The organism is Vibrio sp. 10N.237.312.B06 (genome assembly GCF_041464685.1).
Taxonomy (GTDB): Bacteria; Pseudomonadota; Gammaproteobacteria; order Enterobacterales; family Vibrionaceae; genus Vibrio; species Vibrio tasmaniensis_A.
This window is the reverse complement of the sequence record NZ_JBFSPI010000001.1, coordinates 1-22,285: the sequence shown is the minus strand read 5'-3', so window position 1 is coordinate 22,285 and position 22,285 is coordinate 1. Positions and strand designations below refer to the sequence as shown.

At 43.9% G+C, this 22,285-nt stretch carries 21 protein-coding genes and 1 pseudogene; 5 read left to right on the top strand and 17 right to left on the bottom strand.

The features are described from left to right. Window positions 1-448: 448 nt before the first annotated feature. The 11 genes from ndk to trmJ all read right to left on the bottom strand — a co-directional run bounded on the left by ndk (window position 449) and on the right by trmJ (window position 9,057). Window positions 449-883, bottom strand: coding sequence for a nucleoside-diphosphate kinase (ndk, locus tag AB6C75_RS00110; protein WP_010440533.1), 435 nt, complete (start codon window positions 881-883; stop codon window positions 449-451). 106 nt (window positions 884-989) lie between these two features. Next, window positions 990-2,285, bottom strand: a complete 1,296-nt coding sequence (gene pepB, locus AB6C75_RS00105) for an aminopeptidase PepB (protein ID WP_017098071.1) — start codon at window positions 2,283-2,285, stop codon at window positions 990-992. Window positions 2,286-2,491: 206 nt separating this feature from the next. After that, the gene (iscX, locus tag AB6C75_RS00100; protein WP_004735099.1) at window positions 2,492-2,692 is read right to left on the bottom strand and encodes a Fe-S cluster assembly protein IscX; all 201 of its coding nucleotides are present in this window, start codon (window positions 2,690-2,692) and stop codon (window positions 2,492-2,494) included. Window positions 2,693-2,784: 92 nt separating this feature from the next. Continuing rightward, window positions 2,785-3,123 (bottom strand): ISC system 2Fe-2S type ferredoxin, encoded by a 339-nt coding sequence (gene fdx, locus AB6C75_RS00095; protein ID WP_017098073.1) that lies wholly within the window; start codon window positions 3,121-3,123, stop codon window positions 2,785-2,787. Window positions 3,124-3,143: 20 nt separating this feature from the next. Beyond that, window positions 3,144-4,994 (bottom strand): Fe-S protein assembly chaperone HscA, encoded by a 1,851-nt coding sequence (gene hscA / locus AB6C75_RS00090; protein ID WP_372106308.1) that lies wholly within the window; start codon window positions 4,992-4,994, stop codon window positions 3,144-3,146. Between the two features lie 22 nt (window positions 4,995-5,016). Continuing rightward, window positions 5,017-5,532: a co-chaperone HscB gene (gene hscB / locus AB6C75_RS00085; RefSeq protein WP_009848288.1), complete on the bottom strand. Its 516-nt coding sequence runs from the start codon at window positions 5,530-5,532 to the stop codon at window positions 5,017-5,019. An 80-nt stretch (window positions 5,533-5,612) separates the two neighbouring features. After that, entirely contained in the window at window positions 5,613-5,936 is a 324-nt protein-coding gene (gene iscA, locus AB6C75_RS00080; protein WP_004735095.1) for an iron-sulfur cluster assembly protein IscA, read from the bottom strand. A 101-nt stretch (window positions 5,937-6,037) separates the two neighbouring features. After that, entirely contained in the window at window positions 6,038-6,415 is a 378-nt protein-coding gene (gene iscU, locus AB6C75_RS00075) for a Fe-S cluster assembly scaffold IscU (protein ID WP_004735094.1), read from the bottom strand. Window positions 6,416-6,448: 33 nt separating this feature from the next. Beyond that, window positions 6,449-7,663, bottom strand: a complete 1,215-nt coding sequence (locus AB6C75_RS00070) for an IscS subfamily cysteine desulfurase (RefSeq protein WP_009848287.1) — start codon at window positions 7,661-7,663, stop codon at window positions 6,449-6,451. A 27-nt stretch (window positions 7,664-7,690) separates the two neighbouring features. Further along, entirely contained in the window at window positions 7,691-8,212 is a 522-nt protein-coding gene (gene iscR / locus AB6C75_RS00065; RefSeq protein ID WP_012603310.1) for a Fe-S cluster assembly transcriptional regulator IscR, read from the bottom strand. 98 nt (window positions 8,213-8,310) lie between these two features. Further along, window positions 8,311-9,057 carry a tRNA (cytosine(32)/uridine(32)-2'-O)-methyltransferase TrmJ gene (trmJ, locus tag AB6C75_RS00060; RefSeq protein ID WP_372106305.1) on the bottom strand — a complete coding sequence of 249 codons (747 nt, stop codon included), beginning with the start codon at window positions 9,055-9,057 and terminating at the stop codon, window positions 8,311-8,313. A gap of 181 nt (window positions 9,058-9,238) precedes the next feature. Between trmJ and suhB the strand changes: the two genes are divergently transcribed. Then, entirely contained in the window at window positions 9,239-10,042 is an 804-nt protein-coding gene (suhB, locus tag AB6C75_RS00055; RefSeq protein WP_009848284.1) for an inositol-1-monophosphatase, read from the top strand. A 331-nt stretch (window positions 10,043-10,373) separates the two neighbouring features. Here suhB and secF read toward each other — a convergent pair whose 3' ends face one another. From secF to queA, 5 genes are all read right to left on the bottom strand, one after another. Continuing rightward, a complete protein-coding gene (gene secF, locus AB6C75_RS00050; RefSeq protein WP_012603308.1) occupies window positions 10,374-11,321 on the bottom strand; it encodes a protein translocase subunit SecF in 948 nt (315 codons plus the stop codon). 14 nt (window positions 11,322-11,335) lie between these two features. Further along, on the bottom strand, window positions 11,336-13,192 hold the full coding sequence (gene secD / locus AB6C75_RS00045) for a protein translocase subunit SecD (protein WP_009848282.1): 1,857 nt from the start codon (window positions 13,190-13,192) through the stop codon (window positions 11,336-11,338). A gap of 20 nt (window positions 13,193-13,212) precedes the next feature. Next, complete coding sequence (yajC, locus tag AB6C75_RS00040; protein ID WP_009848281.1) at window positions 13,213-13,542, bottom strand: preprotein translocase subunit YajC; 330 nt, start codon at window positions 13,540-13,542, stop codon at window positions 13,213-13,215. A gap of 110 nt (window positions 13,543-13,652) precedes the next feature. Next, window positions 13,653-14,789, bottom strand: coding sequence for a tRNA guanosine(34) transglycosylase Tgt (gene tgt / locus AB6C75_RS00035; RefSeq protein ID WP_009848280.1), 1,137 nt, complete (start codon window positions 14,787-14,789; stop codon window positions 13,653-13,655). A 194-nt stretch (window positions 14,790-14,983) separates the two neighbouring features. Beyond that, window positions 14,984-16,036: a tRNA preQ1(34) S-adenosylmethionine ribosyltransferase-isomerase QueA gene (queA, locus tag AB6C75_RS00030; RefSeq protein ID WP_372106301.1), complete on the bottom strand. Its 1,053-nt coding sequence runs from the start codon at window positions 16,034-16,036 to the stop codon at window positions 14,984-14,986. A 334-nt stretch (window positions 16,037-16,370) separates the two neighbouring features. On the opposite strand from queA, the gene AB6C75_RS00025 reads away from it, so the two are divergent. After that, the gene (locus AB6C75_RS00025) at window positions 16,371-16,811 is read left to right on the top strand and encodes a CBS domain-containing protein (RefSeq protein ID WP_017098076.1); all 441 of its coding nucleotides are present in this window, start codon (window positions 16,371-16,373) and stop codon (window positions 16,809-16,811) included. Window positions 16,812-16,854: 43 nt separating this feature from the next. On the opposite strand, the gene AB6C75_RS00020 is transcribed toward AB6C75_RS00025, so the two are convergent. Continuing rightward, window positions 16,855-17,868, bottom strand: a complete 1,014-nt coding sequence (locus AB6C75_RS00020) for a LacI family DNA-binding transcriptional regulator (protein WP_372106299.1) — start codon at window positions 17,866-17,868, stop codon at window positions 16,855-16,857. A 198-nt stretch (window positions 17,869-18,066) separates the two neighbouring features. On the opposite strand from AB6C75_RS00020, the gene AB6C75_RS00015 reads away from it, so the two are divergent. The 3 genes and pseudogenes from AB6C75_RS00015 to AB6C75_RS00005 all read left to right on the top strand — a co-directional run bounded on the left by AB6C75_RS00015 (window position 18,067) and on the right by AB6C75_RS00005 (window position 21,911). Next, window positions 18,067-19,509: a glycoside hydrolase family 32 protein gene (locus AB6C75_RS00015; protein WP_372106297.1), complete on the top strand. Its 1,443-nt coding sequence runs from the start codon at window positions 18,067-18,069 to the stop codon at window positions 19,507-19,509. Between the two features lie 16 nt (window positions 19,510-19,525). After that, window positions 19,526-20,895, top strand: a pseudogene (locus AB6C75_RS00010) (PTS transporter subunit EIIC). A gap of 89 nt (window positions 20,896-20,984) precedes the next feature. Continuing rightward, a complete protein-coding gene (locus tag AB6C75_RS00005; protein WP_371728068.1) occupies window positions 20,985-21,911 on the top strand; it encodes an aminoimidazole riboside kinase in 927 nt (308 codons plus the stop codon). The last annotated feature ends 374 nt before the right edge of the window (window positions 21,912-22,285 follow it).

The window sequence follows — 22,285 nt, the reverse complement described above, 5'->3', positions numbered from 1 at the left end:
TCTCAATGACGGAACAATAATTAAGGGCGCGAATTGTACAGCCTTTACGCAACTTCAACAAGCACTGTAAAACCTTGTGTTTACTAAGACATTCAAACTTAAGTGATTAAAATTTACACAGCCAAATTTACCTGCTTAAGTTTGGCCAATTCAAAGAGAGATTCCCGATTACGCTCCTCCGTCGCTTTCGGGAATGACGGGCTTTAACCACCTAATACTCGCGCCCTCTCCGACCTCCTACTAACGCTGCTCGTTATCTTCGCAGCCTTACAACTAACGCGACTTGTTCGTCATTCCAGAACCGAGGAACGAGGTATCTGGAATCTCCGACAGCACACTGAGACTCCCAACAGCTTCCCTCGTCACTACCGAAAAAACACTAGAGCTCACCAGAAACGAAAAAGGCTTCACCGAAGTGAAGCCTTTATTGAGACTTGCTGTTGTCTGCTTATTCAGCTGGACGCGGGCAAATTTCAGATTCTGGGAAGAAGAATTCGATTTCGCGAGCCGCAGATTCAGGGCTATCGCTGCCGTGTACTGAGTTGTAACGCATGCTGATAGCGTAGTCAGCACGGATAGTGCCGCATGCTGCTTCTTCTGGGTTTGTTTTGCCCATCAATTCACGGTAACGAGCAATCGCGTTTTCGCCTTCAAGTACTTGAACCATGATAGGACCAGAAGTCATAAACTCTTTAAGAGCCGGAAAGAATTCTTTGCCTTCGTGTTCTGCGTAGAAGCCACTTGCTTGTTCTTCAGTAAGACGAACCATTTTAGCAGCAATAATTTCTAGGCCTGCCTTTTCGATGCGGTGGTAGATTTCACCGACAAGGTTACGCTTAACTGCATCCGGCTTAACAATTGAGAACGTTCTTTCTAGAGCCATAGGGATTCCTTCACTTCATTTTTTTGTTATTAAATACTGAAATTACTAAGATCATTCGATCTGAGTTTATGAATAAGCGGTATCGAAATACCGCTCACTCTTATTATTATTTTGCTTGGTCGATAAGAAGACGAGCCAGTGTACGAACACCCATACCAGTCGCGCCTGCAGCCCACTTATCACTTGATGACTTGCGGTAAGTACCCGCGCAATCCATGTGAATCCAACCTTTTTTGTAGTCATCTACAAAGTAAGAAAGGAACGCAGCAGCGGTACTTGCACCCGGTGTGTAATCACCAGAGCTGATATTTGAAAGATCAGCAAAGTTTGAAGGCAACATACCACGGTGGAAGTCAGCAAGAGGCAATGGCCATAGGCCTTCTTTCTCTTGGTTAGCAGCTGTTAGTGCTTGGTGAGATAACTCATCATCGAAGCTCAATAGTGCGTGGTAGTCGTTACCTAATGCATTTTTAGCCGCGCCAGTTAGCGTTGCACAGTCGATGATTAACTCAGGATTCTGAGCACTTGCGAACATCAGGCCATCAGCCAAAACTAAACGACCTTCCGCATCGGTATTCATGATCTCGACAGTCTTACCATTTTTGTAAGTAATGATGTCGCCAAGCTTCAATGCACGACCAGAGATCATGTTCTCTGCACAACATAGGATAAGCTTAATACGCTTGTTTAGGCCGCGTTCAATCGCTAGACCTAAACCACCGGTAATAGTCGCTGCGCCACCCATGTCAGCCTTCATTGCTGTCATGAATTGACCTGGCTTTATGCTGTAACCGCCTGAGTCGAAAGTGATACCTTTACCCACAAGACAAGCAAACACGGGTGCGTTTTCATCGCCTGTTGGGTTGAAGTCCAGTTGAAGCATTGCTGAAGTACGTTCAGAGCCGCGACCTACCGCGTAGATGCCTTCCCAACCTTCAGTTAGGAGATCTTTGTCTTTAACGATTTTCGCTTTAACAGTGCCTGCTGGTGCCACTGACTTGATGTATTCAGCTGCCATTGTCGCTAATTGACGAGGGGCAACTTCTTCAGCCGTTTTGTTGATGATGTCACGCGTCCAATCTGTCGCGCGGATACGTGCTTCTAATTCAACTTGATCAGCTTCGGCTAGAGCATCCCACTCCAATGCATTCTTTTTCTTTGGTCCACGGTAGCCTTGGTAAAAAGCCCAAACGCTTTCTAGATCCCAGCCTTCACCGCTAAGTGCAACCAGTGCGATACCTTGTCCGTCAAGCGTACGACCAGCACGTTGAACCGCACCTAAATCGTGGCCTTCACCAATGTGAATTGTCGCTCCCGCTTCCGAAAACGATAAGATAGCTCTTGCTCCCCACTGAGGCTGGGCAGCTTCTTGACTTAAAAATACTGACATCTGTGTAGACATGATTTCTCCTTGTCTTTGAACCACGTTGAGTGAGTGATTCTGATTATTTTTTATTAGCGCTCTGATGTTAGCATTATGTAGAAGTAAAATGTCATTTTGATAAAAAAACGGACCATAAGGTCCGCTTTTTTTAGTAAGAATTGTTAACTTGGCTGTGTTTATATTGGATAAATTCCAACCAACAGCCAAATTATAGAACAAGAGGGTTAGTCCATCTCATCCATCCAGCATAAAATAATGGCCTCTAGAATTTTCTCATTCGAGTGATTCGGCTCATCATCAAAATCTTCAAGATCTAACACCCATTGATGCAAGTCCGTGAAGCGTACTGTTTTAGGATCGGTATCTGGGTATAAATCACATAGTTCAATCGCAATATCTCGCGAATCAATCCATTTCAAACTCATAACATTTCCTTATCTTTATCAGCGACGATTTGTCATCTTAGTGACTTATATTCTACGCCAGTTTTACTAACACGTTTAGTCGAGCTGAGTTCTTAGTGCTCTTCAGAAGCTAAGTTCAGTGTGTACTTTGGAATCTCTACAACAAGATCCGAATCAGCTACTTTAGCTTGGCAACCAAGGCGAGATTCCATCTCTAAACCCCATGCTTTATCTAGCATGTCGTCTTCTAGGTCATCACTCTCTTCTAAAGAGTCGAAACCTTCACGAATCACGACGTGACATGTAGTACATGCACACGACTTCTCACATGCGTGTTCAATACCAATACCGGCCTTCAATGCAACATCAAGAACCGTCTCACCAGTTTTTGCTTCTAAAACAGCGCCTTCTGGACATAGATCTTCGTGAGGTAAAACAATAATCTTTGGCATGTTTATCTATTCTCTAACTATTAAATATTATCGACTGACTGACCTGACAGTGCAGCTCGAATTGATTTATCCATACGACGAGAAGCAAAGTCTTGGCTCGCTTTGTCGGTATTCTTAATTTCTAGTTCGATGGCATCAGCACTTTCGCCATTGCGCACTTCAATCAGTGCTTCAATAGCTTGTAGAAGGTGCTGCTTTTCTTGCTCATCAAGCAGCTCATCGCCATCAGCTTGCATTGCTGCAATAAGGCCTTCGATAACACGATCTGCTTCTACACGTTGCTCAGCGAGAGCACGCGCTTGCATGTCTTCTTTAGCAAACGTCATCGAATCTTTCAGCATGCTCGCCACTTCATTATCGCTTAAGCCGTAAGACGGTTTAACCTGAATTTCAGCTTGAACACCTGTGCTCTTCTCCATAGCAGTAACCGATAGCAGGCCATCCGCGTCTACTTGGTAAGTCACACGAATATGCGCCGCACCAGCCGCCATTGGTGGAATACCTTTTAGAGCAAAACGAGCCAATGAACGACAGTCATCAACCATCTCACGTTCGCCTTGCACGGTGTGCACTGTCATTGCAGTTTGACCGTCTTTGAACGTGGTAAATTCTTGTGCGCGAGCAACAGGGATAGTGGTATTGCGTGGAATGATCTTTTCGACCAAGCCACCCATCGTTTCGATACCTAGGGAAAGAGGAATAACATCAAGCAGCAGCATTTCAGAGTCAGGCTTGTTACCGACTAAGATATCCGCTTGGATAGAAGCACCAATCGCAACCACTTCATCTGGGTTAATGCTGGTTAATGGCGTACGACCAAAAAAGTCACCCACCATTTCACGGACAAGCAATGTACGAGTTGAACCGCCGACCATCACGACTTCTAGAACATCATCCGCGTCAACTTCGGCATCTTTCAATGCACGACGGCACGAAAGCAGTGTTTTCTTAACCAGTGGCTTAATGATGTCTTCAAACTCTTCACGAGTTAATGAACCAGCCCAACCCAACACTTCAACATTAACGCTTTCAGCTTCAGATAAGCCAATCTTCGCTTCTGTTGCTGCATCTAGAAGAATACGATTCTGTTCTGCGGTTAGCTCTGATAAGCCCATTTGCTCTTGGAAGTGCTCTGCGATCAAGTGGTCAAAGTCGTCTCCGCCTAATGCAGAGTCGCCACCCGTTGCTAATACTTCAAAAACACCTTTAGACAGGCGTAAGATAGAGATATCAAACGTGCCACCGCCAAGATCATAAACCGCAATCACCCCTTCTTTACCTGAATCCAGACCGTAAGCAATCGCTGCCGCAGTCGGTTCATTAAGAAGACGTAACACGTGAAGACCAGCAAGTTGAGCCGCGTCTTTCGTACCAGCACGCTGTGCATCATCAAAATACGCAGGAACCGTAATTACGGCGCCAGATAACTCACCGCCTAGCGTAGACTCAGCACGTTGACCAAGCGCTCGTAGAATATCAGCAGAAACCTGGATTGGGTTCTTGTTGCCTTGTTCTGTACGGATCACAGGTAAACCATTATCACTTTCTTCAAACTGATATGGCAGAGACGGGTATCGCTGTTGAATATCTGACAGTGAACGACCGATTAATCGCTTAACTGAGATAATGGTATTTTTAGGGTCAGTCTGCGCGTTAGCACGAGCTTCATCGCCAGTGGTGTACGACTCTGACGTATAGTGAACAACTGAAGGTAAAATGCTTCGACCTTGTTGATCAACGAGTGTACTTGCCTCGCCACTGCGTACTGCAGCAACCAACGAGTTTGTTGTACCTAAATCAATACCCACAGCAAGCTTGTGCTTGTGAGGAGCGGCGCTTTGCCCTGGTTCTGCAATCTGAAGTAGTGCCATGGATGTGTCCTTGTTATACAAACTAGCCGATCAAACGATCTTCAACTAATTCGATTTCATTCTTTAATTTTGCAATAAACTTAAGCTTTCTTACTCGGTCTGCAGCTTCTAGCCAAGCTTCGCTTTCGAGTTCTTGTTGGATAGCGCTTAATTGTTGTTTATACATTTTGCTAACCTTGCCTTCAAATGCAAATAGCGCATCTTCGGGATCAGAACTGTCTGCGATATCTTCTAGCTCTTCACGCAGTTCCATTTGCTCCATCAGGAACATCGGATCTTGCATGGTTTGTTGTTCGCCACGAATGTCTTCACCGTGTTGAACTAACAGGTATTCTGCTCGGCTGATTGGATTCTTCAATACCTGGTACGCATCGTTGATCTGTGCCGCTTTTTGCACGGCTAATAAGCGGTCACGCTCAGAAGCTATCGCAAATTTATCAGGATGGAATTGGCGTTGCAGATCTCTAAACTGAGAAGAAAGAAGGCTACCATCCAGTTGAAACTGAAGTGGTAGCCCAAATAATTCGAAATGATTCATGTAAAGGTGGTCCTAAGTTTAGGCTCTTTGTTCAGAGCCTAATTTTATTCTTCGCTTACAACGCTTAACGATTCAAGCGTTTAAACATTGAAGCTCTCACCACAACCACATTCGCCTTTCGCGTTCGGGTTGTTGAATTCAAAACCTTCGTTTAGGCCTTCTTTTACATAATCAAGCTCAGTACCATCTAGGTATACTAGGCTCTTTGGATCAATGATGACCTTAACACCTGAATGCTCAAACACTTCGTCTTCTTCGTTAAGCTCGTCAACGAATTCCAGTACATACGCCATACCCGAACAGCCAGTAGTTTTTACTGCTAAGCGTAACCCGAGACCTTTACCACGGTTATCTAGGAAAGCTTGAACTCGGCTTGCTGCCGTATCTGTCATGGTGATGGCCATACTACAACCTTGTGTTTTATATAAATTGAGAACTCAGGGGGAGCACAAAGGATGCTCCCAAATATTACTTTTTTATCGACGTAATTACGTTATTGAAGCGATTAGTGCTTCTTTTTGTAATCCGCAACAGCTGCTTTGATTGCATCTTCAGCAAGAATTGAACAGTGAACTTTCACTGGTGGCAACTCAAGCTCTTCTGCGATTTCAGAGTTTTTAATAGCAGCTGCTTCATCAATACTTTTACCTTTAACCCACTCAGTTACTAGTGAGCTAGAAGCGATTGCGCTACCGCAACCGTAAGTCTTGAATTTTGCGTCTTCAATAATACCTTCTGCAGATACTTTGATTTGCAGTTTCATTACGTCACCACAAGCCGGTGCGCCAACCATGCCGCTACCTACACTTGGGTCTTCTTTATCAAACGAACCTACATTACGTGGGTTTTCGTAGTGATCAATTACTTTTTCGCTATATGCCATGATAGTTACCTCGAATCCTCTATTTCCGTGAGATTAGTGATGAGCCCACTCAACAGTGTTCAAATCAATCCCTTCTTTATACATATCCCATAGAGGAGACATGTCGCGTAATTTGTTTACCGCTACACGGATTTGTGCAATCGCGTAGTCGATTTCTTCTTCCGTTGTGAAACGGCCGAATGAGAAACGTACTGAGCTGTGTGCCAGTTCATCGTTCAGACCAAGAGCACGTAGAACATATGAAGGCTCTAGGCTTGCTGATGTACATGCAGAACCTGATGATACCGCTAGGTCTTTTAAAGACATAAGCAGAGATTCACCTTCAACGAAAGCAAAGCTCACGTTTAGGTTGTGTGGTACACGTTGGTCTAAGTCGCCGTTTACGGTTACTGCTTCTAGATCTTGAACACCTTTCAATAGGCGCTCACGAAGTGCTAGTGCGTGGTCGTAATCTTTCTGCATATCTTGCTTAGCGATAGCAAACGCTTCGCCCATACCCACGATTTGGTGAGTAGCAAGCGTACCAGAACGGAAACCACGTTCATGACCGCCACCGTGCATTTGCGCTTCAAGGCGAATACGTGGCTTACGACGAACGTACAAAGCGCCGATGCCTTTAGGGCCGTATGCTTTGTGTGCAGACATAGAGATAAGATCAACTTTCATCTCTTTTACGTCTAGTGGGATTTTACCCGCAGACTGCGCTGCATCAACGTGGAAGATGATCTTGCGTGCACGACATAATTCGCCGATTGCACCGATATCTTGGATTACACCAATCTCGTTGTTTACGTGCATGATAGAAACTAGAACAGTATCTTCACGCATTGCAGCTTGTAGCTTGTCTAGATCAATGATGCCGTTTGCTTCTGGCTCAAGGTATGTCACCTCAAAACCTTCACGCTCTAATTGGCGACATGGATCAAGAACCGCTTTGTGTTCTGTTTTGCACGTGATTACGTGCTTACCTTTCTTCTCGTAAAAGTGCGCAGCACCTTTGATAGCAAGGTTATCTGACTCTGTAGCACCTGACGTGAAAACAATCTCACGTGGGTCTGCATTTAGTAGATCGGCAATTTGCTCACGAGCATTATCTACTGATTCTTCTGCCTGCCAGCCGTAACGGTGTGAACGAGATGCAGGGTTACCGAAGTTACCGTCCATCGTCATGCACTGAACCATTTTTTCAGCAACACGTGGATCGACTGGGCATGTAGCTGAATAGTCAAAGTAAATAGGCAGTTTCATTTTCTACTCCAATGTAAAAACTGACCGCTAAGAGCGGGCATTAACACCGTGAGGTGCTGCACTAATCGTTGTAGTGCTCGTATTTTTATGTGCAAAACCATTATTAACCGCAAGATCGATATCTTGACGATCAGAAATCTCTAAAACTTCGTTATCTTTCATTAGCTCACCGAGCGTAATGTCGTTTAAGAAGCTGCTGATTCGGGAGCTTAAATCACGCCATAAAGTGTGAGTTAAACAACGAGTACCACCTTGGCAATCTGCTCGACCGTGACACTTAGTTGCATCGACTGATTCGTCAACTGCAGCAATTACAGTTCCGACAGCGATGTCGCTCGCTTCAGCACCTAAACGGTAACCACCGCCAGGACCACGAACACTAGCAACCAAGCCAGCTTTACGTAACTTAGAAAAAAGTTGTTCTAAGTAAGATAACGAGATGCCTTGTCGCTCTGAAATATCAGCCAGAGGAACTGGGCTTTTTTGCGAATGCAGTGCTACATCTAGCATAGCCGTTACCGCATATCTTCCTTTAGATGTAAGTTTCATATCACACCGTATCCACATTGTTTATGTGGTTGGAATTTTCCCATACCCGACTAAATTGGTCAAGTATTTAGTTGACTATTTTAGTCAGGTATTCACCCTTAAGGTTTGTATGGGCTTTGTTTGTCGTTTTTGCTCTTCTCAATTGAAGTCAAAATGCCGCGTAGAGTGTTGATCTCTTGCAGCTCTGGACGAGCTCGACTGAACAAACGACGTAGCTTATTCATCACCTGACCCGGCTTATCCTTAGAGATAAATTGGGTATCAATGATCACTTTTTCAAGGTGCTCATAGAACATTTCTAGTTCTTCGTGACGAGGGTACTCATCTTGTTGCTGCGGCTGGTACTGGCTCGCCACCATATCAAGGTGTGCTACACGCACTTCATAGCTAAGAGTCTGTACTGCCATTGCTAAGTTTAGTGAGCTGTATTCTGGGTTTGCAGGAATACATACATGGAAATGACACTTCTGAAGCTCATCATTGGTTAAGCCAGTACGCTCACGGCCGAACACTAACGCTACAGGGTGCTTTTGACCTTCAACTGCAAATTTTTGTCCACATTCACGCGGCTCAAGCATTGGCCATTCAAGCGTACGAGAGCGTGCACTCGAACCAACTACCAAACCACAGTCTTTTACTGCTTCATCCAGTGTAGAAACGATGGTCGCGTTTTCCGCGATGTCACCTGCACCCGCAGCCAGTGCTAAGGTCTGCTCGTCAACTTCACATTGAGGGTCTACAAGAACTAACTGACTCAAACCCATCACTTTCATTGCGCGAGCTGCTGATCCGATATTTCCCGAATGAGACGTACCAACCAGAACGACTTTTACATTGTCTAACATGCTATATGACACCACTTTAAAAATAATCGCGAGATATTAACACATAGCTAAGTAAAATGGTCAGACCCTTCTCGGAATGTGAAATCAAGAGTTCAAAAAATAACCACTTCCCTTTTGGGGAAACTTTGGTATACTCGCTGCCGCTTTAAACTGTTCTTTAACATCTTGTGGGAAAAACCATATGCATCCAATGCTAAACATTGCGATACGCGCTGCGCGTAAAGCTGGCAACCATATTGCTAAATCTCTAGAAACAACTGATAAGATCGAATCGTCTCTAAAAGGTAACAACGATTACGTTACTAACATTGCTCAAGAAGCTGAGTACATGATCATTGAGACAATCAAATCATCTTACCCAGAGCACAGCATTATTTCTGAAGAGTCAGGCCTAACTGAAGGTAAAGATTCTGACGTACAATGGATCGTTGACCCACTAGATGGCACCAACAACTTTGTAAAAGGTTTCCCTCACTTCTCTGTATCTATCGCTGTTCGCATGAACGGTCGTACAGAAGTTGCTTGTGTTTATGACCCAATGCTAAACGAGCTATTCACAGCTCAACGTGGCGCTGGCGCTCAACTTAACAACGCTCGTATGCGTGTTACTCAACTAAAAGACCTTCAAGGTACTGTTCTAGCGACTGGTTTCCCATTCAAGCAAAAACAACACTCTGAATCTTTCATGAAGATCATCTCTGGTCTATTCGTTGATTGTGCTGATTTCCGTCGTACTGGTTCTCCAGCTCTTGACCTATGTTACCTAGCAGCTGGCCGTGTTGACGGTTACCTAGAACTGGGCCTTAAGCCATGGGATCTAGCAGCTGGCGATCTAATCGCTCGTGAAGCTGGTGCTATCATGACTGACTTTGCTGGCGGCACTGATTACATGACGTCTGGTAATGTTGTTGCTTCAAGCGCGCGTGGTGTTAAGTCTATTCTTAAGCACGTTCGTGAGAACTCTAACGAAGGTATGCTGAAGTAATTCAGACCTTGCGTTAATGCTCTTTAGTTAAGAGCAGAAGATTTTCAAAGCCTCGCTATTGCGAGGCTTTTTTGTATCCGAGATACGAGATACGAGATACGAGATACGACCAAAATGTCGGTTAGTTACAGTGAGCACAAATCACTGCTCTGTAAGCTGTATTTAGATCGCCACTAGATAGTGACTTAGCTACTTTGGCACTTGGTATTGGTATTGGCAAATACGACAATGTACAGTCGGTTCCAAAAGCTAACCCACAATATACAGACATAAAAAAACCGCTAGTTGCCCAGCGGTTTTTTTGGTTTAGCGAAAGTTGTTAAGCCGCGGCCTAAGGCATTTCGTCAAACTCTTCACCTTCTTTGTCCACTTGTGGTGGCATTAGGTGTTCACGCGTAATACCCAACTTCATAGCTAGTGCAGATGCAACGTAGATAGAAGAGTAAGTACCAACGGTAATACCCAGTAGAAGTGCAGTCGCAAAGCCGTGAATCATAGCGCCGCCCTGAACGAACAGTGCGATAACTACGAATAACGTTGTACCAGAAGTGATCAATGTACGGCTCAATGTTTGTGTGATTGAGCTGTTCAGCACTTCAGGTGCCTCGCCTTTACGCATCTTACGGAAGTTCTCACGAATACGGTCGAATACAACGATGGTATCGTTGAGGGAGTAACCGACTACCGTTAGCAAGGCTGCCACGATAGTAAGGTCGACCTCAATTTGCATTAGAGAGAACACGCCTAGTGTGATGATAACGTCGTGCGCTAGGGCTAATACCGCACCTGCAGCTAATCGCCATTCAAATCGCACTGATACGTAGATCAAGATACAGATAAGAGAAACAAGGATAGCAAGGCCACCAGCTTCTGTTAATTCGTCACCTACGTTAGGACCAACGAACTCGATACGACGCATTTCAACTTGCTCACCAGTACCATCTTTAATTGCAGACAGGATTTGGTTACCAAGCGTTTCGCCCGCAACACCATCACGTGGACGTAGACGAACCATTACCTCACGCGCAGAACCAAAGTTCTGAACCGTAGCATCACCAAAGCCTTCAGCTTCTAGTGCGCTTCGAATGTCAGGTAGGTTTGCTGGCTCCTCAAAGCCCACTTCAATCAGAGTACCGCCGGTAAAATCTAGACCCCAATTCAACGATTTCGTTGTTAGGGTGAAGATAGCAGTACCAATCATCAAGATTGAGAATAAAAAGGCAACCTTTGACCAACGCATGAAGTCGATCATTTTGTCTGCTTTTAGAATCTGAAACATATTAATTCCTAGCCTTAGATCGACAGTTTCTTAACGCGTTTGCCGCCATACATCAGGTTCACGATACAACGTGTTCCGATAATAGCTGTAAACATTGAAGTCAAGATACCAATTGATAACGTTACCGCGAAGCCTTTAATCGCACCTGTACCTACAGCAAATAGAATGATTGCTGTTAGTAGTGTGGTGATGTTGGCATCGGCGATTGTACTAAATGCGTTTGCATAACCTTGGTGAATCGCTTGTTGTGGACTGCGTCCATCTCGAAGTTCTTCACGTATACGCTCAAAGATAAGAACGTTGGCATCGACTGCCATACCGACCGTCAATACGATACCGGCAATGCCTGGTAGCGTCATTGTCGCGCCAGGAATCATCGACATCACACCAATAATCAACACTAAGTTAGCCATCAGAGCGACGTTCGCAATCAAACCGAAAGTACGGTAGTAAAGCAGTGTAAACAGCATTACTGCAGCCATACCCCAAACCATCGCCATGATACCCATATCGATGTTTTGTTGACCCATAGATGGACCAATCGTACGTTCTTCTACAATCGAGATAGGCGCAATCAATGCACCTGCACGTAGTAGAAGTGCCAAGTTATGAGCTTCAGCCGTTGAGTCGATACCTGTAATACGGAAGTTACGGCCAAGCGCAGATTGAATCGTCGCTTGGTTAATCACTTCTTCGTGCTTACTTAGGATCACTCGGCCTTCAGGTGTTTTACGACCGCTGTCTTTATACTCTGCAAATACGGTTGCCATTAGCTTACCGATATTTTGACGAGAGAATGTAGACATCTTGCTACCACCTTCGCTGTCTAGCGAGATGTTAACTTGTGGGCGACCATATTCATCAACACTTGAGCTTGCATCTGTAATGCTAGAACCGCCTAAGATAACGCGTTTCTTAAGTACTACAGGACGACCATCACGGTCTTGCTTAATTTCACTACCAGCAGGAGCACGGCCAGAAGCTGCAGCGGCCAAATCGGCACTGCTGTCCACTTCACGGAATTCAAGAGTCGCGGTTGCGCCTAAAATTTCTTTAGCACGAGCCGTGTCTTGAACACCTGGCAATTCCACTACGATACGGCTAGCACCTTGACGTTGAACCAAAGGCTCAGCAACACCGAGTTCGTTAACACGGTTACGTAGAATAGTAATGTTTTGCTCTACCGCATAATTGCGGATTTCTTGAAGACGAGTTTCAGTGAAGTTAGCAATCAAAGAGAAACGACCGTTAGATTCTGAATCTACGAACGTCATATCTTGGTGCTTAGATTGCAGAAGCGATTTCGCTTCAGCAAGCTGCTCTTCGTTACGCAGAATCACTTCAACCGCATCTTTACCCGATGGGCGAATAGCACGGTAGCGGATTTTCTCTTCACGAAGTTCACTGCGGAACGCTTCTTCTTGTTGGCCAACCAGTTTTTGCATCGCAGCGTCCATATCCACTTCCATTAAGAAGTGAACACCACCACGTAGATCAAGACCCAGTTTCATTGGTGCAGCACCAATCGATTCAAGCCAATCAGGAGTTGAAGCCGCTAGGTTTAAAGCTACGATAACGTCATCACCGAGTGCTTCTGTGATGATATCACGGGCACTGATTTGCGTATCTGTATCGTTAAATCGAACAAGAATGGAACCGTTTTCGAGAGCAACGGATTTAGTAGAAAGGTTTTCTGCTTCAAGAGCATTGGTGACAGCATCCAGCGTAGACAGATCTACAGAGGCGCCACGCGCCCCTGTAACTTGAACTGCCGGATCTTCACCGTATATATTTGGAAGTGCGTACAACGCAGCGATAGCGATGGCAAACATCACCATCAAATACTTCCATAACGGATAACGGTTTAGCACAGCGAGGATCCTCTAGCTGTTTATAGTGATTTCAGAGTACCTTTTGGTAGCACTGCTGTAACGAAGTCTTTCTTGATAACGACTTCGTTGTTTGCGTTCAGTTCGATAGCAACGTAGTCGCTGTCTTCAGCAATCTTAGTGATCTTGCCGATTAGGCCGCCGCTTGTAAGAACTTCATCACCTTTGCCCATAGAAGACATAAGGCTCTTGTGCTCTTTAACACGCTTAGCTTGTGGACGGTAGATCATGAAGTAGAAGATCACAGCGAACATACCTAGCATGATAAGCATTTCGAAACCGCCGCCTGCTGGTGCACCTTCTGCTGCTGCGTGAGCTTGAGAAATAAACATTTAAAACATCCTCTATTATATTTTCGTAATTGTTTGTCTAATTGGGTCGTATCCCTTTATTTTCAAGCCCCATCACTCGGAAGAGAGATAGGGCTCGCAAAAAAGAAATACTAAGATTCTTTACCTAGTGGTGGCACTTCACGCCCCATTCTTGCGTAGAACTCTGCAACGAACTCTTCAAAGCGGTCTTCATCGATAGACTGACGAATGTCTGACATTACTCGTTGGTAGAAACGCAGGTTGTGAATCGTGTTCAGTCGAGCACCTAGGATTTCGTTACAACGATCCAAATGGTGTAAGTACGACTTGCTGTAGTTCTTACAAGTGTAACAGTCACAATCTGAATCTAGTGGTGTTGTATCGGTTTTATGCTTCGCATTACGGATCTTGATCACACCTTCTGTTACAAACAGGTGGCCATTACGTGCATTTCGCGTTGGCATAACACAGTCAAACATATCGATACCGCGACGAACACCTTCAACCAAGTCTTCAGGTTTGCCTACACCCATTAGGTAACGAGGCTTATCTTCAGGCAGTTGAGGACATGTGTGCTCAAGAATGCGGTGCATATCTTCTTTTGGTTCACCTACTGCTAGACCACCTACTGCATAACCGTCAAAGCCAATTTCTGTTAGGCCTTTAACGGATACATCACGAAGGTCTTCGTATACGCCACCTTGTACAATACCGAACAATGAGTTCGGGTTTTCTTGTTTATCAAAGTGATCGCGTGAACGCTGAGCCCAACGAAGAGACATCTCCATCGAGTCTTTAGCTTCTTTATGCGTCGCAGGGTAAGGCGTACATTCGTCAAAGATCATTACGATGTCTGAGCCTAGATCCTTTTGGATTTCCATCGACTTCTCAGCGTCCATGAAGATCTTGTCACCGTTTACAGGGTTACGGAAATGAACACCTTCTTCAGTGATTTTACGCGTTGCGCCTAGGCTGAATACTTGGAAGCCACCTGAATCAGTCAAGATAGGACCTTTCCAGTTCATGAAATCGTGCAAATCACCGTGCAGTTTCATGATTTCTTGACCAGGACGTAGCCATAGGTGGAATGTATTACCTAATAGGATTTCAGCACCTGTGTCTTTTACTTCTTCAGGTGTCATGCCTTTAACCGTACCGTAAGTACCTACAGGCATGAATGCTGGGGTTTCAACGGTACCGCGTTCAAACTGAAGTTGACCACGACGTGCGCCGCTATTAGTTTTTTTAAGTTCGTATTTTAATTTCACGAAGCCTCCAATATGCCAGAGAAACAATCTGACTGTTAATTCAGAACCTTAGGCCGAACAAAAGTTCAGTCTAGTGGGTTCTATGAGGAGCGGTCGCGTATTCCTTGCGAGAGATTAGACAGACACCCTGCCCGACTCCTAGCCTACTGCTAGCACCCGTAAATTCTGCTTATATCGTTTATAACCAGCTAAAATTAGCTCGTTTTCTTATTGATGAACATCGCATCACCGTAGCTGAAGAAACGGTATTCGCTCTTCACTGCGTGATCGTATGCACCCATCACATTGTCGTAGCCAGCAAATGCACTCACCAACATAATCAGCGTTGATTCTGGTAAGTGGAAGTTGGTAATTAAGCAATCCACCAGCTGATATTCATAACCTGGGAAGATGAAGATTTCTGTGTCACCAAAGAAAGGAACTAACTCAGTGCCATTTTTCACTGCATCTTGAGCCGCACTTTCTAGTGAACGCACAGAGGTTGTACCAACGGCAATGATGCGTCCGCCGCGAGCTTTTGCAGCTGCAACGGCATCTACCACTTCTTGCGGTACTTCAACGTACTCAGCATGCATGTGGTGGTCATTGATATTATCGACTTTTACTGGCTGGAACGTACCAGCACCAACGTGAAGCGTCACGTAAGCAAACTCAACACCTTTTTCTTTCATGTCAGCCATTAGCTTGTCATCAAAGTGAAGGCCTGCTGTTGGCGCAGCAACTGCACCCGGCTTTTCATTATAGACAGTTTGGTAGCGCTCTTTATCGGCGTCTTCATCTGGACGATCGATGTAAGGAGGCAGTGGCATGTGACCAACACTGTTAAGAATCTCTAAAACGCTTTGATCGGATGTGAAATGGATTTCAAATAACGCATCATGACGTGCCACCATTTCAGCTTCATACTCATCGTTCTCACCAAGGAACAATTTGGTACCCGGTTTCGGTGATTTAGAACAACGAACATGCGCAAGAATGCTTTTCTCATCCAGCCTACGTTCAACCAACACTTCAAGCTTACCGCCTGATGCCTTGCGACCGAATACACGAGCAGGAATCACGCGAGTGTTATTAAAAATAACAAGATCACCTGGCTCAACCAAGTCTAAAACGTCTTTAAACGAACCATCAGCTAGGTTGCCATTATTGCCATCTAATTTAAGTAGGCGGCTTGCTGTGCGCTCCTCTTGAGGGTAGCGAGCAATGAGTTCATCTGGTAGGTCAAAGTGAAAATCTGAAACTTGCATGTGTCGAGTCTTGTCTTAGTTGATGATATTTATGCCGTTGACGAATAATAAGTCGAAGTTGCCGAACAATCGTTTCGGTAAGTAAATCGTTACCAGAAACACATCGTAAACATGACTAAAAATTTCGCAGTGGGCTAGTATAGGCACACGAGCCGCAATAGCAAGGTTTACAGCATTGGATTATTGTAAAGAGTCGTAAAATAATACGACCATTCCCCCTCATAAAAAAACAAAATTAGTTGCATGAAACTCACCCAAAAATGCGTTAGATCTCAGTTATTTTTTGGATAAAAAACTATAGTAATAGCAACAAATAAAAAAGAAGGAGGTCCGTATGATCAAGGTTGAAGATATGATGACTCGCAACCCTCATACCCTATTGCGCTCACACTCACTGGCCGATGCAAAGCACATGATGGAAGCGCTTGATATCCGCCATATTCCGGTTGTTGATGCCGACAGACAACTACTTGGCGTCGTCACACAGCGAGACGTTCTTGCCGCTCAAGAATCTAGCCTACAAAACATCCCACAAGCTCAATCCTATACTCTTGCAACACCACTCAATGACATCATGCACAAGAGTGTTATGTCTGTAGAGCCGCGCGCAGGACTAAAAGAGTCTGCTGTTTATATGCAGAAACACAAAGTGGGCTGTTTACCTGTCGTTGAGAACCACGAACTCGTGGGCATCATTACAGACAGCGATTTCGTTACGATAGCCATTAACCTGCTAGAGCTACAAGAAGAAGCGGAACCGGAAGAGGTAAATTAACCACTATTCACCAATAGACACGCTAAGGAAAGAGAGCGAATCCTTAGCGTTGCTGTATGTTATTACGAAGAATTTCAGGGCTACGTGAAATAGACGGAACTTTAGGTGTATGTCGGATAACGACTGTCGGTTCTAGCAACATAGCTTTTGGAAAAGACTCTCCGATTTGAATCAACTCCATCATCATATCAAAACCTAACAGCGCAATTTGATGTATTGGTTGCTTAACACTTGAAAAGCCCAATGACTGGGCAATAAATGTGTCATCAAACCCTACAATATCAACCCTTTCAAGCAGTTGACTGTCTACTGATTTTAACCCATTAAATAGATGACTAGCCGATATATCATCGGAACAAAATACAGCTTCCAGTGGCGAAGAATTATCGACGATCAAGTGTTGGATATATTCTGTCAACGACTCCGTAGTGTAGGGAGCTAACACATGTTTTTTATCCAACAGGATATCGCGAGACTTTAATTCTGTTTGAAAACCAATAAAACGATCCGATTGAATATCACTGGCTCCAATAAAGCCAATACGACCATACCCTCGCTTAGCAAAATAACAGGCAACTTGCTCACCCCCGTGCTGGTGATGAGTTCCTATACTCGCAACAGTAGGGTCTGTCGCTGTCAACAATACGACAGGAAACGGTAGCTCACCTAATGGCTCTAGATGTTCTTTTTTCAACGAGCGAGGGATTAGAAAAACACCATCAACCTTATGGTTGATGCACTCCGAAAGAAACGTCTTCTCTAACTGTAAGTTATTCCGGCTATTAAACAACAGTATGCTTCGGCCATGCTTGTAGGCCTCTTCCTCAAGAACATCCACTAGCTGAGTAAAGAAAGGATTCGACATATTTCGCACAATGACAGCAAACAGCTTAGTTGGCTTTTTACGCTTCGCAGGCGGTTTCTGATAGTTCAGAGCTTCCATCGCACTAATCACAGACAGCTTTGCTTGCTCTGAGACACGCTCACTACCATTTAGCACCCTTGATACTGTCGCGATTGATACACCCGCACGTTTAGCAACATCCCTAATAGTCATGTTCACTCATTCTCTTTAACAATCTACCAACCCAATACATTAACCAAAAACATGTAACAAGACTTGGTGTTACATCACAAACAACTACAGATTTAGCCAATATTCACTCAGAACGACTGGAGAATTCGTCCTCACTATTTTATCAAATCGTCACCCTACCTATGATTTAAACCAAGCAACATGATTAGGTAAGCCATCGTGCAAGAACAAAAATACAAAACAATCAATTTAGCAACGGCTAGTGAAATAACTAAGTTTACTGAAATAGAAAGATCATCAGAAATGAGACCTTTATTTCATATTACGCCTCCCCATGGTTTATTAAATGATCCAAATGGTTTTTGTTTTTTCAATAATCAATACCATTTATTTTACCAATGGTTTCCATTCGATACCTACCATGGAATGAAGCATTGGATGCATTTAACCTCTAATGACCTATTAAATTGGAAGAGGCATGGTTCTAAAATAACACCAAAAGAAAATTACGAATCTCACGGAGCATATTCCGGCAGTGCTTTTGTAGAAAACAATAACGCTTATTTATTTTATACAGGAAACATTAAAAAAGGCTCATCTCGAGATGCAAACCAATGTTTAGCATTACTCGATAACACTAATGCCGTCACCAAGTATAGTCCGAATCCAGTTATTAAGTCGGTTCCCAAGGGGTATACCGGGCATGTACGAGATCCCAAAATCGTTAAACACAATGAGCACTATTACATGTTGCTCGGTGCGCAGCGAGAAGCCGATCTATCAGGGGCAATCATCATATATCAATCGGATGATTTGCTCAGTTGGGAATTCAAAGGAGAATTAGATCTTCAGTTCTCAGGGGAATTCTTAACCGGTTACATGTTCGAATGTCCTGATCTATTAAACGTTGACGGCCATGACGTTTTAATTTTTTCACCGCAAGGTAGCAAGGCAAACGGAAGTCGATTCCATAACCGATTCAACGTTATCTATTGTTTAGGCAGCATCAACTTCGAAAAACTGACCTTTGAAGTTGAACACTGGGATGAATTGGACCGTGGGTTTGATTTTTATGCCCCACAAACTATGGCGAACACCCCAGATGAGCAAACTCTTATTGCATGGGCAGGGACCGATGAAGAACTACCAAGTCGCCAATTTGGCTGGGTTAACTGTTTAACATTGCCGAGAACACTATCAATTCTTAATCGTCGCTTATACCAACAACCGAAGATTTTGCAATCTGACTCTTTTAATAAGCGTCCATTGGAAATAAATAAAACCAATATACCCATTAAGTTAGAGCAACTTTCATTTTCACTCGATGTAAATGAGTTCAATGGAAATATAAAAATATCCATCGAAACTAAAAATAAGAAATTGTTATTCTCTATTAAAGACAGAGGTATTCACTTAGATCGAAGCCAATATAACCACCATCCAGAAGATTGGGAATTTGGAAGCGTCAGACATCACAGAACAAATTATGACATAACGGATGTCAAATTTATATGTGACCAAAGCATCATTGAGATATACCTCAACAATGGACGAGATGTATTTACTTGTTTGTTTTTCCCTGAAAATGAAGAACACAGATTAAATATATTACAAAAAGAAGATACCGATATGGATATCAAACTTAACTACCTTACAATATAATAAAATGGTGAACAAAATGAATTATGACGCTACCGTAAACGAGATACTCGAGAGTATCGGGGGCATAGAGAACATCCGCAACGCAGAACACTGCGCCACACGCTTGCGCCTCATCCTAAAAGACAACGAAAAAGTTGATTCTGAAAAAGCAAAAGAAATTAAACAGATCAGCGGCTACTTTTATCAATCAGGTCAACACCAATTTATTATTGGCACTGGTACAGTCTCTCACGTTTATGACTCATTAAAGCGCACATTAGGCGGAGAGCTTGATAACTCAGGTTTTAAACAAGATGCCTTCGCAGATATGACCATAAGTCAAAAAGTGGTTCGCACTCTCGCCGATATTTTGATCCCACTGATCCCAGCACTAGTGACCACCGGCTTACTGATGGGTTTACGTGGCATGATGCTGCATTCTGGCATGAGTTTCTCACCCGAAACGCTGCCCTATTTAGCATGCTAACCGACACTGCCTTTGCCTTCTTACCCGTTTTAATCGCTTATTCTGCGGCAAAGAAATTCGGTGGCAATGCTATTATTGCCATCGTTGTTGGTTTGATGATGGTCGCCCCACAATTACCTAATGCTTGGGTGGTAGCCTCTGGCGGTGCCGAGCCGATGATGGTCAACTTATTGGGAATCAACTTCCCATTAGTGGGCTACCAAGGCACTGTACTTCCAGCAATATTCGCAGGTTGGTTTGTCTCTTACTTGGAGCGTAATCTACGCCGCTTCATTCCAGCAAGTATGGACCTAGTCTTCACTCCATTTTTAACCATTACGATTGCCGTATTTGTCATCTTGTTTGGCTTTGGTCCGATTCTACAAAGCATTGAACACGGCTGTACTTCTCTAGTACGTATGGCGCTCGACCTACCTCTTGGTATTGGTTACATCCTTTATGGTGCCGTTCAGCAAATGATCGTGATCACCGGTCTACACCATGCTCTTGGTGTCATTGAGATTGGCTTATTAAATGAAACTGGTGTTAACCCACTGCAACCTCTTGGTACTGCTTCAATGGCAGGTCAATTTGGCGCTGCGATAGCCGTCGCGACTCTACTGAAAGATAAACTGAAAAAAGGTAATGCCTACAGTGCTTCGATATCCACACTATTTGGTATTACAGAGCCACTTCTGTTTGGTGTGAACTTACAATATGGAAAAGTCTTTGTCTTTGGCATGGTAGGCGGTGCTGTAGGTGGGCTTGTTACTTACTTACTCAACATCAGTGCAACCGGTATGGGCATTACCTTTATTCCAGGTATTCTTCTTTATTCGCAATCACTTTCTGCGGTCATTGGTTACCTAACCGTTATTGCTAGTGCATTTGCCACAGCATTTATGCTGACTCGCATCTATAACCCGGTTAAAAACGCTTAATCAACTTTGGGTGATTTGCTTCCCCCTAGGCAAGTCACCCATTTCCCACCTACTTATGCTCAGGTGGGCTTCTATATGAGGAAATAATGATGAATAAGGTATGGTTAACTGGCGATGCTGTGGTGGATTTAATTCCTGAGAGCGACTCTACCTACTTAAAATGTCCAGGCGGTGCCCCCGCAAACGTTGCGGTTGGTATTGCTCGTTTATCAGGCCAAGCTAGTTTTTTTGGCCGAGTTGGTAATGATCCACTTGGTCGTTTTATGTCAGAGGTTCTCCAAGAGCAAGGGGTTGATACTTCCCAACTCAAACTTGATGAAAAACACAGAACATCAACCGTGCTGGTCGATCTTGACCAAGATGGCGAACGAACTTTTACCTTCATGGTAAAACCCAGTGCAGATCAGTTCATTACAGAAGATGATATCCCAACCTTTAATCAAGGTGAGTGGCTACACTGCTGTTCAATCGCATTAGCAAATGAGCCAAGCAGAAGTACTACGCTGAAAGCGCTTAAAGCAATCAAATCAAAAGGAGGATTTGTTAGCTTTGACCCCAACCTAAGAGAAGAGGTGTGGCGAATCCCTGAAGAGATTCGTCCTATCGTTATGCAAGCCATCGCCTTAGCAGATGTGGTTAAGTTTTCAGAAGAAGAACTGCTTTTTCTTACAGAAAGCAACACTTTAGAATCAGGACTAACAGCACTAGACCAATTGAAAATCCCAGTCACTTTGGTCACCTTAGGTGCTACGGGTTCGTTGATGATAGTAGATGGACAACGAGAGCACATTGCTAGTCAAAAAGTTCAAGCTATTGATACTACTGGTGCGGGAGATGCCTTTGTCGCAGGTCTACTCGCCTACCTCTCACAATACGAGGAATGGCATCAACCTGAAATCATTCGACAAGCAGTAATGTGGGGCAATGGCTGCGGGGCATTAGCAACAACACAGAAAGGCGCAATGACCGCTTTACCAGAGAAAAGAAAGCTACTCACATCCCTAAATAAGCTTTAACCCAACAATATAGATAGCCTAATAATCAAGCTATTAGGCTATACCAAACCGAATTTTCCTACTCCATGACTTTGTAATACAAATTAAAGATGCGTTAATAATACGGAAGAGGCCCAAGCAATAACTCTCAGCTGATGTGAAACCAGACGAGCAACAAGCAAAATCCAATAATATCAACAACCTATTTACCCATCATTCTTAGACATCAAAATATAGTGGATACATACTATTTATTGATATATTTATCGTTAGAATCATGTAAGAATTTGTTAAGAATAAAAACAAGCTGCCTTACTAGGGCGTGTTGATCTTTCGTGAGTGTTTTTTGAACAGCATGGTAAAGAGTTATAATTTGCTTCGCCAAAAGTAAAACC